We start from the raw sequence: 16,247 nt of genomic DNA, 5'->3' as shown, positions 1-16,247 counted from the left end.
GCTCTAGGTCGCTCGATCTTGAAACAGCGCATGGTCGCGCTTCCCGCGAGAAGCCGCCGACATGATCCGAATCGACGCCCACGGACTGAAGATCGCGCCCGTCCTGTTCGATTTTATCAACGGGGAAGCCACGCTCCGGACCGGCATCAAACCCGATACGTTCTGGGCCGGACTTGCAGCGATCGTGCGCGATCTCGGACCGAGAAACCGCGAATTGCTCGCAGTGCGCAATAGGTTGCAGGCCAAGATCGACGACTGGCATCGCACTCATAAAGGCACGTCGTTCGACATCAGCGCCTACGCGACCTTCCTGACCGAGATCGGCTATCTGGAACCGGAGCCGGAAACGCGGCCGATCGAGACCGCCAATGTCGATGACGAGATCGGCAAAATCTGCGGCCCGCAACTGGTCGTGCCGCTGACCAACGCGCGCTACGCGTTGAACGCCGCCAACGCGCGCTGGGGCAGCCTCTACGATGCGCTCTACGGCACCGATGCCATTGCGCACGAAGCCAATGAGGCGAAAGGCTATGACAGGGCGCGCGGCGACAAGGTGATTGCGAGAGCAAAGGCCTTCCTCGATACGGCAGCTCCGCTTGCGAACGGCGCTCATGCTGACGTCGCAGGCTACAGCGTGTTCGACGGACAGTTGTCGGTCACACTCCAGAACGGCGACACCACCGGTCTGAAGACGGAAACGCAGTTCGCGGGCTATCAGGGTGATGCGAACGCTCCATCCGCGATCCTGCTCGTCAATCACGGTCTGCACATCGACATCCAGATCGACCGCGCCCACCCCATCGGCAGGGATGATCCCGCCGGCGTCGCCGACGTGATCATCGAAGCGGCCATCAGCACGATTCTCGACATGGAGGACAGCGTCGCCGCCGTCGATGCCGACGACAAGGTTCTGGTGTATCGCAACACGCTCGGCCTGATGAACGGCACCCTCACCGACACTTTCGAGAAAGGCGGGAAAACCGTCATCCGCGCCCTCAACCCGGACCGCGTCTACACCGCGCCGGACGGGGAGCGACTTACGCTGCACGGACGCAGCCTGCTCTTGATCCGCAACGTCGGTCACCACATGACCACCGACGCGGTGCTCGACCAGCGCGGCGCCGAGATTCCCGAGGGCCTGCTCGACGCGGCCGTATCGGGCCTTCTCGCGATTCACGACATCAACGGGGTTTCGAAAAGGCGAAACAGCCGCAACGGTGCGCTCTATCTGGTCAAGCCGAAGATGCACGGCCCCGACGAGGTCGCGCTGACCTGCGAATTATTCGCCCGTGTCGAGGCGATGCTCGGACTGCGGGAGAACACGCTCAAGATCGGCATCATGGACGAGGAACGACGCACCACGGTCAACCTCAAGGCCTGCATCCAGACCGCATCGAAACGCGTCTGCTTCATCAATACAGGCTTCCTCGACCGCACCGGCGACGAGATTCACACCTCGATGGAAGCGGGCCCGATGATCCGCAAAGGCGAGATGAAAACGCAGCCATGGATCAAGGCCTATGAGGACTGGAATGTCGACATCGGCCTGATCGACGGCCTGCCCGGCCGCGCCCAGATCGGCAAAGGCATGTGGGCCGCGCCCGACCGGATGGCGGACATGCTGGCGCAGAAAATCAGCCACCCGGAAGCGGGCGCCTCCACCGCATGGGTGCCGTCGCCGACCGCGGCGACGCTGCACGCCTTGCACTACCACCAGATCGACGTGCGGAAGCGCCAGCAGGAACTGAAGGCCGGCGGGCGGCGCGCCACGCTGTCCGATCTTCTCACGATCCCGGTGTCTCATTCGAACTGGCCGCCTGAAGACGTGAAACAGGAAATCGACAACAACTGTCAGGGTATTCTCGGCTACGTCGTGCGCTGGATCGATCAGGGCGTCGGCTGCTCGAAGGTGCCTGATATCCACGATGTCGGCATGATGGAGGATCGCGCCACGCTGCGGATTTCCAGCCAGCATCTGGCGAACTGGCTGCATCATGGCGTCGTTACCCGCGATCAGGTGATGGATTCGCTCAAGCGCATGGCTGTCATCGTGGACGGACAGAACGCGGGCGATCCGCTCTACACGCCGATGGCGCCGGGTTTTGACAGCGTGGCTTTCAAGGCGGCCTGTGATCTGGTGTTCAGGGGCCGCGAGCAGCCAAACGGCTATACCGAATACATCCTGACCGAACGGCGGCGCGAGGCCAAGCTCGAGGCCCAGACAGCCAGAGTATTTTCCGGCGAAGTGGATACCGGTTCACCGCAAGAAGATGCGACCAGACAATAGTTTTTAAGCATGATCCGATTCAACTCGATCGGAACTGACGGTTTGATCCGTGACCGGCAACGCCACGGCGCAGGCGCGAGCACCAGCGCCGCAGGCTATCCGTTCAGAACATCGGCACAAATCTCAACGCCGAAGCGACGCCGATCACGATGGCGGCGACGCGAGCGATCTGCTTGCCGCGGATGTCGAGCGGCGCGACGCTGATAAAATACAGAACCAGAACAACGATGAAAAACGTAATCAGGACGCTGATGAGCATTTCGACTTCCTCCCATTGACAGCGGGAATTAGAGAAAGCGCCCTTACGGCATTTGGCGCGCGAGCCAATCGCTGACAAAGTTTGAAAGTTCCTAAACAAAGCGCTGTGCGATCGATCGTGCGGGATGGGGAAAAGCGTGTCTCGGTTTTGCAGCCGGGGCCCTGCTTCTTGGAGAGCCATCGCAAACGATACGTTGGCCGCCGGGCCTACGCCCGAAGCTGTCCGACCGTAGCATTTCCTCCCGCAACGTCTTATCTCTCAACGCCTTGGCGGCAGGCATGTCGGTGCGGAACTTTAAGCACGACAGCACGTTGGCTAGCGTATTTCTCAAGTTTTCAGGAGCGTTGGATGGCGAGCGACGGCGAAAATGCGATCAAAAACCTGACCGACAAGGCGACCTACGACCGGCTCGAGAAAGACCTGTCGGCCGTGAAGAACGAGATTTCCGCCCTTGCCGATCAGGTCTCGGACGCGCTGAGTGGGTTGACCGGCACGGCCAGGAAGCAAGCCCGTCGCGGATACAGGCAGGCGAAGGCGAATGTCGATTCCGTTCTGTCCGATGTCTCCGAACGCGGCAATGCAGCGCTTGACGCAGCTCAAAGCGCCGTAACGACCATCGAGGAAACCCTGGAGGACACGATCCAGCAGCGCCCGCTCGCCACGGTCGCACTTGCGATGGGTCTCGGATTTCTGATCGGCGTCACCTGGCGCCGGTGACATTCCATGGCGTTTTCGAGCGGCCCCTTCGCGTGAGCAAAACGCCTCAGAACGACGATTTACCGCTCGTTCCTGATTCAATCAGAAGCGAGGGGTACTCTGGAGGCTGTTTCAACTGCGTTGAACCAGACTCGTCGCTTATCTTTTTGTTGAGCATGATCTTTCCCAAAAACCGGTTTCCATTGCGCTGGCGCGGCCCTTCGGGTCCGGATTATGCTGGATATTTCTTATATTCCGGAGATAGGAGTGGAGCGTGGCAGCTTGCTGCCGCATCCGGCCGATCTCCGCTCTCGCAATCCTTTATTTTTCAACATGTGTTCAAACAAATGACTTCGCTTCGGTGAGGCGCTTCGGGTGAGGCGGTAAATGTTTCAGCGAGTAATCGATGACTTCAAGGAAAGCGCGGGCAGCGCGGTGCAGCTGACGAGTCTGGCGCTGGTCGCGGCTTTCGCAGCTTTTGTGACGATCGTGTTCCTCTGCGCGGCCGCGTTCGTTTTCGTACTCCAAAACTACGGCCTGATCGAAGCGTGTCTGAGCGGAGCGGCGATCTTCTTCCTGATCACCTTAATCACAGTCGTCACTTTGTTGATCCGGCGTAAGGCCGCGAAGAAACGCGCGGCCCAGCATGCCAAAGCCGCCACGCAAAACTTTCTCGCCGATCCGATGGTGGTGGCGGCGGGACTTCAGCTCGTCCGCGCCGTCGGCGTCAAGAAGCTGATTCCGATCGTGGCGATCGGCGGCCTGGCGCTGGGATTGTTCGCGGGAGGCCGAAGCCGCAAGGAAGATTGAATTTTCCGAGGGCGATTCTCACGTCACACAGCGACCGGGCTGGAGCCTCTTCGCAACATCCGTCAGCGTGCTCACTACCGGTTCGCATGCGATCGTTCGCTTGACCCGCGCGGCGGGAGAGCGCTGCAAGCCTCGCTTTGCGCCGCGATCGCGCGCTTCCTGACCCGGGTCCGGAAGCCGGAATACGATCGACATGCTTGGCAGGCTTTGCAGGCGAACGGAAACAGTTCTGCCGCTGGCGTTTGGGGCGTGGATAATGCCGAGGTCCGACTTGACGGCTCGATGCACAGAGGCGGCCGCTGCGTCATAAACGGCCGCATGCTGATCACCCGATTCCAGATGTACCGCGCCCAATGACAGGGTCACCGCCAGCCCGGCAAGAAATCCCGCGGATACCTGCAACATCGTTCCAGTCGCCTCTATTCCTCAAGCTGCAACGATTCCGAAAGCCACGCATGACGCTCGCGGATCCCCGCCGCCCTGCATCAACGCCGAGCGGGGAATATCGTTCACCGCAATCCTGAAAACCACACGAGCGGAATGCTGGTCAGCACACGCGCCGCCACGACGGCCAAACGTCCCTGACCGGCCAGCCGCGGAAATATCGCTGATCAGACTCCGCTCGGCTCGCGGTGAGTGTCACGACGCGGCGGCGCGAGGCTCACGATTGCGCGAATTCCGCTGGAAGAACAGCGCCTGACTTGCAACCGCGGAAACCATGGCGGGTTGGAACGGCTTCGAGATAAGAAACGCCGGCTCGGGCCGCTCGCCCGTCAGGAAGCGCTCGGGATAGGCCGTGATGAACACAACGGGCACCTCGACCACGCGCAAAAGCTCGTTGACCGCGTCCAATCCGGAACTTCCGTCAGCGAGCTGAATATCCGCCAGAATAAGGCCGGGCTCCTTGGTCTTGGCGAGAGCGATCGCGTCGGCGTGGGTGCGGGCAACACCGATCACACGATGTCCAAGATTCTTCACAAGGCTTTCCAGATCCATCGCGATGAACGTCTCATCCTCGATGATGAGCACGTCCGTTGCAATTTCCGCCGCCATTTCGCGGCCTGCGATACCGCTCAGCCTGCGCACTTCAGCGATATCGACCTCAAGAACGAATGCGGCCTCATCCTCCGAGAATCCTTCTAGCGACAGCAGCAGGAAGGCTTGTCGCGGAAGCGGCGTGATGTTCGTCAGCCGGCGCTCGGTGGGCGCCAGGGTCGGCACCTCGTCCGCACCTCCGTTCACCGAGACCGAATTCCAGATTCGGGTAAACAGCCGAAACAGACCCGCGCGCGCGCCATGCTGTTCATCGAGCAGCGTCGGATCCTGTAGCAGCGCCTCCAGCATGGCGCCCACATAAGCGTCACCGGAAGCCTGGCTTCCCGTCAGGGCGCGGGCATAACGGCGCAAAAGCGGCAAATGCTCGGCAACGACCTGTGATCGAAACATTCCCATCCATCCTTTTTGAGGTAGCTTATCGCTGGGGGAGCATTCACCGTCTGCGCAACACGCCAAACGGCAAAATCCAGGCCCGCCATTCGCCAGTTTACTCCCGAGCACGAGAAAAGTTCCCGAGCCCCGGAACTTTCACTTCGGCATTGAATTAGGCTTCATACAAATTCCGTGATAGCGGCGCGAAGCACAGGAATTTTCAGTATTTTCAATGTTTTGCAACTCGGGCGCGACTGTCATGAAAGATTCAAAACCACCCCTCGCCAAAGGCGGCCTCAACGCCGAGATTCAATCCCGGATCGGGCACCAGCTCCGCGCCATGTATGACGACGTCGTGAGGCAAGGTATCCCGGACCGGTTCGCTGAATTAATTCGAAAGCTCGATGCATCCGAACCCGGGACACCACAAGTAACCCCAAGGGGCGATCTCGACGTCAAAAATGACGGGAGGGACTAATGCCTCTCACAGATTCACTTCGCGACGAAATTCTGGCATCGGTGCCGAACCTGCGCGCTTTTGCGATCTCCCTGAGCGGAAATGGCGACCGAGCCGACGATCTCGTGCAGGAAACCCTGCTGCGCGCGCTTGCCAACATCGATTCGTTTCAGCCAGGCTCGAACCTTCCGGCATGGCTGTTCACGATCCTTCGCAACCTGTTCCGCTCCGACTACCGCAAGCGGCGGCGGGAGGTCGAGGATTCAGACGGCAACTATGCGAAAACGCTGAAATCGCAGCCGAGTCAGAATGCCCATCTGGAATTCGAGGAATTCCGGGCGGCGCTCGACAAACTCCCGCAGGACCAACGGGAGGCCCTGATCCTCGTGGGTGCTTCAGGGTTCTCCTACGAGGACGCGGCGAAGATCTGCGGATGCGCGGTCGGCACCATCAAGAGCCGGGTCAACCGCGCACGCTCCAAGCTGAGCGCCCTGCTATATGTCGAGGGCACGGAGGATTTTGGTCCGGACGATACTGTCAGGGCCGTGATCGGCAACCGCTAGCTCGACAATCGAGGAGCCGCGCAGAAAGCCGCTTCTGATTCCGTCAGAAGCGGAAAGCCGTCAGGTGCGCGAGATTCAATTGCGGTAGAGCGAAGCTCTGTTTGTTCTTTGATTGAGCGCGGGCTTGTCCAAAAACTCGTTCGGCCTTGCGCCGGCGGGCCTTTTGAAGTGGGGCATCGTTGGGGGTATCGTGTGCTCAAGCTCCATGCTTGAGCGGCGTGGAGATCTGCATCGTGCGATCTCTCTCGGTCAAGTCCACCACGGTATCCATGGGAGCGGCGAGTTCGTAGACGTAACTCACCTCGGTGAAGTATCGTTTGGAGATACCGCCCAGCGCTTCCGGCGCAACACGGTCCAGCAGGATGATGCCGAAATCGCTGTCCTCGCGTCGGGTCGCCGCGCTGGTATTGAATTCTTCCCATCGAAAGCGAAACAGCGCCTCTTCCCCCTCGCCCTCGACTTCCCAATTCACCACAATATGCGGATGCTTGCCGACCAGCGAAAGTCCCTCGTCGGAATGCGACGCCAGTTCAAAGAACAGCAATGAGAGGCTTTGGGCCGCCCGCGCGCTGACCGTGATATCAGCACCATGGATCGCGATGCGGTCGACGTGAGGGATGGCGCGGGCTTCGAACAGCCCCCTCAGTTTGACACCCTGCCACTGACTCTCGCTGAGCAGCGAAACAACGTTCGACATGGCGTGGATCCGGCCGATCAGCAATTCGCGGGCGACTTCGATGTCGGAGCCGTGCCGCAGCGTACGCGTGACGATCGATTGAATCACTGCAAGAATATTTTTGACGCGATGATTGAGTTCATCGATGACGGCGGTCAACCGCCGCTCGAAGCCGATCCGAACCTGAATTTCCCGGCTCAGCCGCAAATTATTGTAAGCGACATATCCGAACAGACCGCAAATAATGCTGGTCAGCGCAAGACCGATCGCGGCCACCACCGCGGCCAGTTTCTGCGCGCGATGCGCGGCATTGGTTTTCGGATAGTAGCCCAGCGACCAGTCCCTGCCGCCGAAGGTCACCGTCCGAAACACCGGCGGAGCGGGATCAGCCGCCTGTCCGGGACGCGAGGCGACATCGCCGCTATCGTCAACGACCAGTTCCAAAGCGGGGTTGCGCGGATCTTTCAGCACGACCGTAAACAGCGACAGTTCGTCGTTGGTCAGCATCAGCGACGCCAACTTGTAGGAAAAGGTAATAAAGCCGGCGACGGTCTCGTTTCCCTCCTGGAAAACAGGCGTTGCGATGACCAGCCCGATCGGCCCCTCCCGATCCATCAGGTTGAGCGGATCGGACACGGCGGACGTCCTGGTCTGCATCGCTCGGGCGAACATCGGCCCCAGGATCGGATGCTGATCGAGCGAGCGGCCGGGGAAAACGGAGGTTTGCGCGTTTTGCGGTTCGACATCCATGATCACATCGATCGGTTTGTCGAGCGACGACAGATCGCGCGAGGCGTCGTCAAAACTCCTGATCTGCGGATTTGGAAATCCAGCCGCGGCCAGGGCATCCCGAGCCTGCGGAAATTCACCGGCCTCAAGGCGCGCGACCCAGGCGGCAAGGACGAAATCGGTCTCAAAGGCATAGATGGAGGCACGCAACGGGTGGAGCATGTTGGCCTGCATCGCCGAGGGTGAACGAAACAGCCCCGAGGCGACCCGCGCCAGAAGCTCTCGCTGGATCAGACGCTCCTGAACCAGGCTGGCATGAACGTCGATCGCGCGCGACAGCGCAATCCTGTCGATCGCCAGTTCCTGGTCATGAGCCCGCCACGCCGCCAGACCGGAAAGAAAAATCCCGATGACGGCGACAAAGCCAATGACAAAACCCAGCCGAACCACGCGCCCTACCCGGAAATCAAGAGAATAAAACCATTCGCAACACTGGCCGGCCTTACCATGAACAACAGCGCCCCGCCCTGACGATGCACCACATCAATCATGCCGCGCCAGCCTGGTTCCCCGGCCAGATACAAAAGCCGGAAACGATCGTTAACGGAGTCCAGCTAACTGATCTTTCAGTGCACACGGGTGAAAGATTCAGCCGCGAGGATTCGTCTGCGACCATGCATGTCTTCCGGCTTACCCGTGGATGCCGGTTCGCACGAAGAAACTCTGTCAGATCGACACGACGGAGCCTGACTCCTGCGTCCACCTGAAGGAAATGGCTGCACCGCAAGGCACGGGCTTGATCCTGTGGACGGCCGCTCGTACCTTGACGCGGCAAAATCAAGCCAGCAGCCGCGTACCGTCCTGCCCCGCCACCCGCACCGTCCGCACGGCGCCGGGCGTGTCTCCCGTCATTGCGACCGGCACGAAATGCTCGGTGCGCCCCTGTGTGCCGCTTTCGATCAGCACCCGGCGCGTCGCGCCGACCTCCGCCGCAAGCCGCCGCCGCAGCGCGGCGCCCGCCGCCGCCCGTAACCGCCCGGCCCGATCCCTGATCACATCAGCCGCGACCGGCGGCATCCGCGCCGCAGGCGTTCCCGGCCGCGGCGAATAGGGAAAGACATGCAGGAAGGTGAGATCACATTCGGCAACGAGATCCAGCGACCGCGCGAACATGTCATCGGTCTCGGTGGGAAAGCCTGCGATGATGTCGGCGCCGAAGGCTATGTCCGGCCTCAACCGCCGCACCTGCGCGCAAAAATCGACGGCATCGCGGCGCGCGTGCCGCCGCTTCATCCGCTTCAGGATCATGTCATCCCCGGATTGCAGCGACAGATGCAAATGCGGCATCAGCCGCTCCTCGTTCGCGATCGCGTCCATCAGATCGCGATCCGCCTCGATCGAATCGATCGAGGAGATGCGAAGCCGCCTCATCTCCGGCACCTGCCGCAGGATCTGCTTGACCAGCCCGCCCAGTCGCGGCCCGCCCGGAAGATCGGCGCCATAACTTGTGAGATCGACACCGGTCAGCACGATCTCGGCATAACCGCCTTCAGTGAGCACGCGAACCTGATCGACCACGGCGTCCATCGACACCGAGCGCGAGTTGCCGCGTCCGAAAGGGATGATGCAGAAGGTGCAGCGATGATCGCAGCCGTTCTGCACCTGTACGAAGGCGCGCGGCAGGCCGCCCTGAAAGCCATTGACGAGATGCGGCGCCATCTCGGTCACCGCCATGATGTCGGCGACCGCGATCTTCTTCTCCGCCGCGATCGTCACATCCGGCGCAGCGAAAGCGGCCCGCGCGGCGCGCCACGCTTCGCCCCGCATCTTCTCATCGTTGCCGATCACGCGATCGACCTCGGCCATCTGCGCGAACATCGCCGGCTCGATCTGCGCGGCGCATCCGGTGACGACGATGCGCGCCGAGGGCCGCTCGCGCTTCAAGCGGCGGATCGATTGCCGTGCCTGCGCCACCGCCTCATTGGTCACGGCGCAGCTGTTGACGATGACGACATCCTCAAGGCCGGCCGCTTCCGCATTGCGACGGATGACCTCGGATTCGAAGGCGTTGAGCCGGCAACCAAAGGTGGCGACGTCGACCGGCATCAGGCCACCGACGCGAACAGCGCCGGATCGAAGGCGCCCTCATACTCGAATACGGCCGGACCGGTCATCAGCACATGATCATCGCGCTCGCGCCATTCAATGGTCAGGCTGCCGCCGGGAAGCGTCATATGAACGATGCGCTCAGCCCGCTTGAGCCGCGCCGCCGCCACCGCCGTCGCGCAGGCCGCCGAGCCGCAAGCCTTGGTCAGGCCCGCGCCGCGTTCCCAGGTTCGCATCGTGATGTGATCGCGATCGACGATATGGGCCAGCGTGATGTTGGCGCGCTCGGGAAACACCGGATGGTTCTCCAGCAGCGGCCCGAAACGGGCGAGATCATAGGCATCGATGTCGTCGACCCAGAAGATCGCGTGGGGATTGCCCATGCTGACAACGGACGGCGAATGCAGCACCGGGGCGTCGATCGGCCCGACCTGGAGTTCGATATAGCGGGTATCGCGGAATTCCTCGGCCAGCGGAATATCCTTCCAGCCGAACTTCGGCGATCCCATGTCAACGCTGTAAAGACCGGGCGCGGAGCCTCGCCAGCAGTTCAAAAGCCCCGCGCGCGTCTCGAAGGTCAGCGCGGTCTTGTCTGTCGTCTCGAAGATCTGGCGTGCCACGCAGCGCATGCCGTTGCCGCACGCATTGGCTTCCGAACCATCGTTATTGTAGATTCGAACGAAGGCTTCGGTGCCCGGAGTACGCGGGGGCTGCAGAACCATCAACTGATCATAGGGGACGCCGCCGGGCGATGCGACAGCACGGGCCTCCCCGGCCGTGACCGCGGCGGGGCTGTCGCGAAGATCGACAACGACGATCTCGTTGCCGATGCCGTTCATCTTGCTGAAAGCGTGATTTGCGAGCACACTCATCGGTTCCAGTTTCCGTATCAGCCCCCGGCTCCATCTCCGCCGCGTTATATGGTGACGCACGGTTGTTGACCAGCGCCACAACTCCCGTGATCAATTCACACAAGTCCGCCGCAAGCGCCCCATGCCCGCCACGATGCGGCATGACATATCGGTCTTGTTCTGTCATGGGACGAACGCCAGAGTCGCGTATTCAGCACCTTCATCCCTCCACCTGCACCAGCGGCCAAGGACCGGGTCTCGCGGACATCGGTCAGCACGACCAGGGAGACCCTCCTCGATGAACCGCCTTCGCTTCCTTTTCCCCTTCGGGATAGCCGCCATATCGGGGGTCATGCTGCTGGGGCTATCCGCCTTGCTGGCCGAGACGCCGCCTGCGACGCCTCCCGGCGCGACGGCGCCCGCTGCCGAGGCTCCGCCAGCCGCACCGGCCCCGCCCGGAACGACCGCCCCCGCCACGCCGACTCCGCCCCCGGCCGAGGTGCAGACACCGGAAAACCCGACCGCGGAAGCCCCCAAGCCGCCGGCGACCGCACCCGTGCAAACGGCCGACCCTTTCGGCGAGGAACACACCCTGACCCCGAAGACCGTCCTGTCACTGCGAAACACCGCCACCTGGGACACCGCCTTCGAAACGCTGATCGATTCGTTCAAGTCGCTCGCGGCCCTGCTGGACAAGCGGGGCGTCAAGCCCGCCGGCAACATGATGATCGTCTATACCTCGACAGACGATAACGGCTTCTCGTTTCTGGCCGAAATCCCGGTCGATCAGGAGATCAAGGACCTGCCCAAGAACATGAGCATGGGTAAATCACCGGAGGGCAAGGCGCTGAAGTTTGTACATCGCGGCTCTTATGACAACATGGACAACACCTATGAGGCGATCACGAACACCCTCGACGACAGGAAGCTTGAAGCCAAGGATACCTTCATCGAGGAATATACGACCGATCCCCTGAAGACCGAGGAAGACAACCTGGTCATCGATGTCTATGTCCCGCTGAAATGAGAACCGTCATGCAGAACCGGACCCCGCTCACCATCGCCGTCGCCACCATCACCGCCTTGATCCCGCTGGCCGCGCAAGCCGATGGGCCGCCGCCAATGATCTCGGTAACAGGCGAGGCAACGATCTCCACGCCGCCGGACCTTGCCCAGATCGAAGCAGGCGTCACGACCGACGCCAAGACGGCGCGCGAAGCGTCCGAAGCCAACAATGCCGCCATGAGCAAGGTGCTGGCCGCGCTGAAAAGCGCCGGCGTCGCCGAGAAGGACTTTCAGACGTCGCGGCTATCGCTGCAGCCGCAATATACCAATCCAAATCGCTCAGGCCCCAGCGTCCTCTCCGGCTACCGCGCCACCAACCGGGTCGCCGTCAAGCTGCGCGATATCAGCAAACTCGCCGGCGTGATCGATACGTTGACCGCCGCCGGCGCCAACGACATCGGCGGCATCAATTTCGCGGTCTCCAACGCATCCAAGCTGCTCGACGACGCCCGCGCCGAGGCAGTCGCCGACGCGCGGCGCAAGGCTGAAATCTACGCCAAGGCCGCGGGCGTCTCGCTCGGCGCGCCGCTCAGCATTTCGGAGCACGGCAGCGCGGTACCGGTATTGTACCGCCGTGCCGCGGCGCCGATGGCCGCGGAGGCCGCCATCGCGCCCGGCGAAGAAACGCTTCGCGTGACGGTCGGCATCTCCTGGGAGATCAAGGGCGCTCCATAAAGCGTGGCCCGCCGATCGGCTTGACTCGGGCGGACCGCTGCCTGTAAATCCGCCTGAATTCTCGAAAAGACTTCTTTTCGACCCGCCGACCGGCCGCAGGAGCCGGAGGTCAACGCCCGACAGCGCTGTGCGCCCTCGGGCGCAAACGTGTTTTGGGTTTACGTCTCACAGACCCTCGGAAGACAGGAACGGCTCATGTTCGACAATCTGTCGGAACGGCTCGGCGGCATTCTCGATCGGCTGACGCGGCGCGGCGCGCTGACGGAAGCCGATGTCGACGCCGCCATGCGCGAGGTTCGCCGGGCGCTGCTGGAGGCCGACGTCTCGCTCGACGTGGTGCGCGGTTTTACCGACAAGGTCCGCGAACAGGCGATCGGCGCCACCGTCGTCAAATCCGTGACGCCCGGCCAGATGGTGGTGAAGATCGTTCATGACGAGCTGATCGCCACGCTCGGCTCCGACGGCCAGACCATCGACCTCAACGCCGTGCCGCCGATCATCATCATGATGGTCGGCCTGCAGGGCTCGGGCAAGACCACCACGACGGCGAAACTGGCGCGGCGGCTGACCGAGCGGGACAAGCGCAAGGTCCTGATGGCCTCGCTCGACATCTATCGTCCGGCGGCGATGGAGCAGCTCGCGGTGCTCGGGCGCGATCTGGACATCAAGACGCTGCCGATCGTCGTGGGGCAGAAACCGGAGCAGATCGCGCGGCGCGCGCTGGAGGCCGGCAAGCTCGGCGGCTACGACGTGGTGCTGCTCGACACCGCCGGCCGCACCACGCTCGACGAAGACATGATGTCGGAGGCGGCGAACATCAAAACCGCCGCCCACCCGCATGAAGTGCTGCTGGTCGCGGATTCGCTGACCGGCCAGGACGCGGTCAATCTCGCGCGATCGTTCGACGAGCGCGTCGGCCTCACCGGCATCGTGCTGACCCGCGTCGACGGCGACGGCCGCGGCGGCGCCGCGCTGTCGATGCGCCAGGTCACCGGCAAGCCGATCAAGCTGATCGGCACCGGCGAGAAGACCGACGCGCTGGAGGATTTCCACCCCTCCCGTATCGCCGGCCGCATCCTCGGCATGGGCGACGTGGTCTCGCTGGTCGAGAAAGCCTCGGCCAATATCGACGCCGAAAAAGCCGCGCGCACCACCGAAAGGATGCGCAAGGGCCAGTTCGACCTCAACGACCTGCGCGAGCAGCTGCTGCAGATGTCCAAAATGGGCGGCATCTCCGGTCTGATGGGCATGATGCCCGGCGTCTCCAAGATGAAGAACCAGATCGCCGCGGCCGGCCTCGACGACAGGATCATCAAGCGTCAGGTCGCCGTGATCGACTCGATGACGCGGCAGGAACGCAAGCATCCCGACATCCTGAAAGCCAGCCGCAAACGACGCATCGCCGCCGGCGCGGGCCAGAAGGTTGAGGAGATCAACAAGCTCCTCAAGATGCACCGCAGCATGGCCGACATGATGAAGATGATGGGCGCGGGCAAGCGCGGCCCCCTCGCCGGCATCGCGCAGGCCATGGGATTTGGAGGGGGCATGCCCAGCGCCGAACAGATGAAGGCGCTCGCGGACAAAATGCCGAAAGGCGCCGATGGCCTGCCGCAATTGCCGAAGGAGTTGCCGGCCGGATTACGCGGCGGCCTGCCGAATCTGCCCGGTCTCACCGGACTGACCGGCAAGCCGACGCTGCCCGGTCTCGGTTTTCCCCGGAAGAAGAAATGAAACGAACGGCCTCACACATTTCGCCGCTGCTTTAACGACACAACGAACTCATCAGACAGCCTCAAGAAGGAGAACCTTATGCCCGTCGTGATCCGCCTCGCCCGTGCCGGCACCAAGAAGCGCCCGGTCTACCATGTCGTCGCCGCTGATTCCCGCTATCCGCGCGACGGCCGTTTCATCGAGCGGCTCGGCCACTTCAATCCCTTGATGCCGAAGGACAATGCCGACCGGCTCAAGCTCGACCTCGACAAGGTCAAGGCCTGGCTCGCCAAGGGCGCGCAGCCATCCGACCGCGTCGCCCGTTTCCTCGATGCCGCCGGCATCAAGAAGCGCACACCGCGCAACAATCCCGTGAAGGCTGTGCCGCGCAAGGAGCGCAAGGCGCAGGCCGAAGCCGCCGCGAAGTCCTGAGGCTGAGGCGGCATGACGGCGCGCGTCTGCGTCGCCCGGATCGGCGCCGCGCATGGCCTGCGCGGCGAGGTGCGGCTGTGGACCTTCACCGAGGACCCGATGTCGGTGACGCGATACGGTCCGCTCTCGACAAAGGATAGCGCGCGTCAACTCGAAGTGTCGCACGCGCGCGGGGCCAGCGATCACCTCATCGCAACGCTCATCGGCGTGACCACGCGCGAGGAAGCCGAGCGGCTCAATGGCACGGAACTCTACGTCGCGCGTGACAAGCTGCCCGAGACGGACGAAGGCGAATTCTACCACGCCGACCTGATCGGCCTCGCCGCCTTTGATGCGGCGGGCACGGCGCTCGGAACGGTCGCCGCCATTCACAATTTCGGCGCCGGCGACATCATCGAGATCGCGCCGGCGCGCGGTCCGACCCTGATGCTGCCGTTCACCGACGCCGTGGTGCCGACCGTGGACATCGCCGGCGGACGCGTGGTGATCGAGATTCCCGGCGAGATTGATGGCGATAAGCCGAACTCCGTTTAGCCGGTGCGAGTAACCTTCCCGGCTCTTCGTCATGCTCGGGCTTGTCCCGGGCATCCACGTCTGTCTTCTCTATGGCAAAGACGTAGTGGCCGGGACGCCTGCGCAAGGACGCGCTTCGCGCTTAAGCCCGGCCATGACAGCTATTGAGCCAAGAGCTTATCGATGACCTGGCGCGCGACCGTCCTGACCCTGTTTCCCGACATGTTTCCGGGGCCGCTCGGCATCAGCCTCGCCGGAAAGGCGCTGGCGGCTCGCTTATGGGCGCTGGACATCCGCGATATCCGGAACTCCGCCACCGACCGCCACCGCAGCGTCGATGACACACCGGCAGGCGGCGGTCCCGGCATGGTGCTGCGCGCCGACGTGCTGGCCAGGGCCATCGATGCCACCGAGACGCCTCCGGGCACACCGCACCTCCTGATGAGTCCGCGCGGTCGGCCATTGACCCAGTCGCGAGTGGCGGAACTTGCCGCCGGTCCCGGACCGTTGATCGTCTGCGGACGTTTTGAGGGGGTCGACCAGCGGATCATCGACGCTCGCGGGCTCGAGGAGATCTCGATCGGAGATTATGTGCTGTCGGGGGGTGAAATCGCAGCGATAGCGCTGATCGACGCCTGCGTCCGGCTTCTGCCGGGCGTAATGGGCAAGGCCGAATCTGGCGAGGATGAAAGCTTCTCGCACGGGCTTCTGGAGTACCCCCAATACACGCGCCCGCAGGAATTCGAGGGCCGGGTGATCCCGGATATTCTGCTGTCCGGCGATCATGCCAAGGTGGCCGGCTGGCGGAGGGCCGAGGCGGAAGCCTTGACACAGGCGCGCCGTCCGGACCTGTGGGCGGCCAGGGCCATTCAAAATCCGCCAGAACGCAAGACAAACGGGTGACAACGCGACGGCTTTGACGTATAGGGAGCCCAAATCCGCGCAGCGAGCATTTTCAGGCAAAGTGGAATCCGGTTCGCCGCTGGAAAA

The 16,247-nt window shown here is 62.6% G+C and carries 17 protein-coding genes; 11 read left to right on the top strand and 6 right to left on the bottom strand.

Annotation, left to right across the window (positions count from 1 at the left end; all coding sequences use genetic code 11):
- Nucleotides 1-61: 61 nt before the first annotated feature.
- Nucleotides 62-2,287, top strand: a complete 2,226-nt coding sequence (locus NWI01_RS14385; RefSeq protein ID WP_141384628.1) for a malate synthase G — start codon at nucleotides 62-64, stop codon at nucleotides 2,285-2,287.
- A gap of 103 nt (nucleotides 2,288-2,390) precedes the next feature.
- Here the strand turns inward: NWI01_RS14385 and NWI01_RS18985 are convergent, their stop codons facing one another.
- Nucleotides 2,391-2,546 carry a hypothetical protein gene (locus tag NWI01_RS18985; RefSeq protein WP_181410496.1) on the bottom strand — a complete coding sequence of 52 codons (156 nt, stop codon included), beginning with the start codon at nucleotides 2,544-2,546 and terminating at the stop codon, nucleotides 2,391-2,393.
- Nucleotides 2,547-2,894: 348 nt separating this feature from the next.
- On the opposite strand from NWI01_RS18985, the gene NWI01_RS14380 reads away from it, so the two are divergent.
- Both NWI01_RS14380 and NWI01_RS14375 read left to right on the top strand, forming a co-directional pair.
- Nucleotides 2,895-3,263: a DUF883 family protein gene (locus tag NWI01_RS14380; protein ID WP_011315965.1), complete on the top strand. Its 369-nt coding sequence runs from the start codon at nucleotides 2,895-2,897 to the stop codon at nucleotides 3,261-3,263.
- A gap of 366 nt (nucleotides 3,264-3,629) precedes the next feature.
- Nucleotides 3,630-4,052, top strand: a complete 423-nt coding sequence (locus NWI01_RS14375; RefSeq protein ID WP_141384626.1) for a hypothetical protein — start codon at nucleotides 3,630-3,632, stop codon at nucleotides 4,050-4,052.
- 18 nt (nucleotides 4,053-4,070) lie between these two features.
- On the opposite strand, the gene NWI01_RS14370 is transcribed toward NWI01_RS14375, so the two are convergent.
- The gene (locus tag NWI01_RS14370) at nucleotides 4,071-4,457 is read right to left on the bottom strand and encodes a hypothetical protein (protein WP_141384624.1); all 387 of its coding nucleotides are present in this window, start codon (nucleotides 4,455-4,457) and stop codon (nucleotides 4,071-4,073) included.
- Nucleotides 4,458-4,691: 234 nt separating this feature from the next.
- Nucleotides 4,692-5,498 carry a response regulator gene (locus NWI01_RS14365; protein WP_011315969.1) on the bottom strand — a complete coding sequence of 269 codons (807 nt, stop codon included), beginning with the start codon at nucleotides 5,496-5,498 and terminating at the stop codon, nucleotides 4,692-4,694.
- Nucleotides 5,499-5,739: 241 nt separating this feature from the next.
- On the opposite strand from NWI01_RS14365, the gene NWI01_RS14360 reads away from it, so the two are divergent.
- Together NWI01_RS14360 and NWI01_RS14355 are read left to right on the top strand one after the other, a co-directional pair.
- On the top strand, nucleotides 5,740-5,958 hold the full coding sequence (locus NWI01_RS14360; protein ID WP_011315970.1) for a NepR family anti-sigma factor: 219 nt from the start codon (nucleotides 5,740-5,742) through the stop codon (nucleotides 5,956-5,958).
- Nucleotides 5,958-6,500, top strand: a complete 543-nt coding sequence (locus NWI01_RS14355) for a sigma-70 family RNA polymerase sigma factor (RefSeq protein ID WP_011315971.1) — start codon at nucleotides 5,958-5,960, stop codon at nucleotides 6,498-6,500. Before NWI01_RS14360 ends, NWI01_RS14355 begins: the two co-directional genes overlap by 1 nt.
- Before the next feature lie 196 nt (nucleotides 6,501-6,696).
- Here the strand turns inward: NWI01_RS14355 and NWI01_RS14350 are convergent, their stop codons facing one another.
- The 3 genes from NWI01_RS14350 to dapF all read right to left on the bottom strand — a co-directional run bounded on the left by NWI01_RS14350 (nucleotide 6,697) and on the right by dapF (nucleotide 10,883).
- Nucleotides 6,697-8,355 (bottom strand): CHASE domain-containing protein, encoded by a 1,659-nt coding sequence (locus tag NWI01_RS14350; RefSeq protein WP_141384620.1) that lies wholly within the window; start codon nucleotides 8,353-8,355, stop codon nucleotides 6,697-6,699.
- Nucleotides 8,356-8,742: 387 nt separating this feature from the next.
- Nucleotides 8,743-10,011 carry a tRNA (N(6)-L-threonylcarbamoyladenosine(37)-C(2))-methylthiotransferase MtaB gene (mtaB, locus tag NWI01_RS14345; protein WP_141384618.1) on the bottom strand — a complete coding sequence of 423 codons (1,269 nt, stop codon included), beginning with the start codon at nucleotides 10,009-10,011 and terminating at the stop codon, nucleotides 8,743-8,745.
- Complete coding sequence (gene dapF, locus NWI01_RS14340) at nucleotides 10,011-10,883, bottom strand: diaminopimelate epimerase (RefSeq protein ID WP_141384616.1); 873 nt, start codon at nucleotides 10,881-10,883, stop codon at nucleotides 10,011-10,013. The genes mtaB and dapF overlap by 1 nt, the downstream gene beginning before the upstream one ends.
- A gap of 277 nt (nucleotides 10,884-11,160) precedes the next feature.
- On the opposite strand from dapF, the gene NWI01_RS14335 reads away from it, so the two are divergent.
- From NWI01_RS14335 to trmD, 6 genes are all read left to right on the top strand, one after another.
- On the top strand, nucleotides 11,161-11,889 hold the full coding sequence (locus NWI01_RS14335) for a GyrI-like domain-containing protein (RefSeq protein WP_141384614.1): 729 nt from the start codon (nucleotides 11,161-11,163) through the stop codon (nucleotides 11,887-11,889).
- Nucleotides 11,886-12,602, top strand: a complete 717-nt coding sequence (locus tag NWI01_RS14330) for an SIMPL domain-containing protein (protein WP_141384612.1) — start codon at nucleotides 11,886-11,888, stop codon at nucleotides 12,600-12,602. The genes NWI01_RS14335 and NWI01_RS14330 overlap by 4 nt, the downstream gene beginning before the upstream one ends.
- A gap of 195 nt (nucleotides 12,603-12,797) precedes the next feature.
- Complete coding sequence (ffh, locus tag NWI01_RS14325) at nucleotides 12,798-14,333, top strand: signal recognition particle protein (RefSeq protein ID WP_141384610.1); 1,536 nt, start codon at nucleotides 12,798-12,800, stop codon at nucleotides 14,331-14,333.
- 78 nt (nucleotides 14,334-14,411) lie between these two features.
- On the top strand, nucleotides 14,412-14,744 hold the full coding sequence (gene rpsP / locus NWI01_RS14320; protein ID WP_141384608.1) for a 30S ribosomal protein S16: 333 nt from the start codon (nucleotides 14,412-14,414) through the stop codon (nucleotides 14,742-14,744).
- Nucleotides 14,745-14,756: 12 nt separating this feature from the next.
- The gene (rimM, locus tag NWI01_RS14315; RefSeq protein WP_141384606.1) at nucleotides 14,757-15,278 is read left to right on the top strand and encodes a ribosome maturation factor RimM; all 522 of its coding nucleotides are present in this window, start codon (nucleotides 14,757-14,759) and stop codon (nucleotides 15,276-15,278) included.
- A gap of 162 nt (nucleotides 15,279-15,440) precedes the next feature.
- Nucleotides 15,441-16,160, top strand: coding sequence for a tRNA (guanosine(37)-N1)-methyltransferase TrmD (gene trmD / locus NWI01_RS14310; protein WP_141384604.1), 720 nt, complete (start codon nucleotides 15,441-15,443; stop codon nucleotides 16,158-16,160).
- The last annotated feature ends 87 nt before the right edge of the window (nucleotides 16,161-16,247 follow it).

Origin of the sequence: Nitrobacter winogradskyi, assembly GCF_006539545.1 — a bacterium.
GTDB classification, from domain to species: domain Bacteria; phylum Pseudomonadota; class Alphaproteobacteria; order Rhizobiales; family Xanthobacteraceae; genus Nitrobacter; species Nitrobacter winogradskyi_A.
Note: the sequence above shows the minus strand (reverse complement) of the source record. Positions and strands in the feature narration are given on the sequence as shown.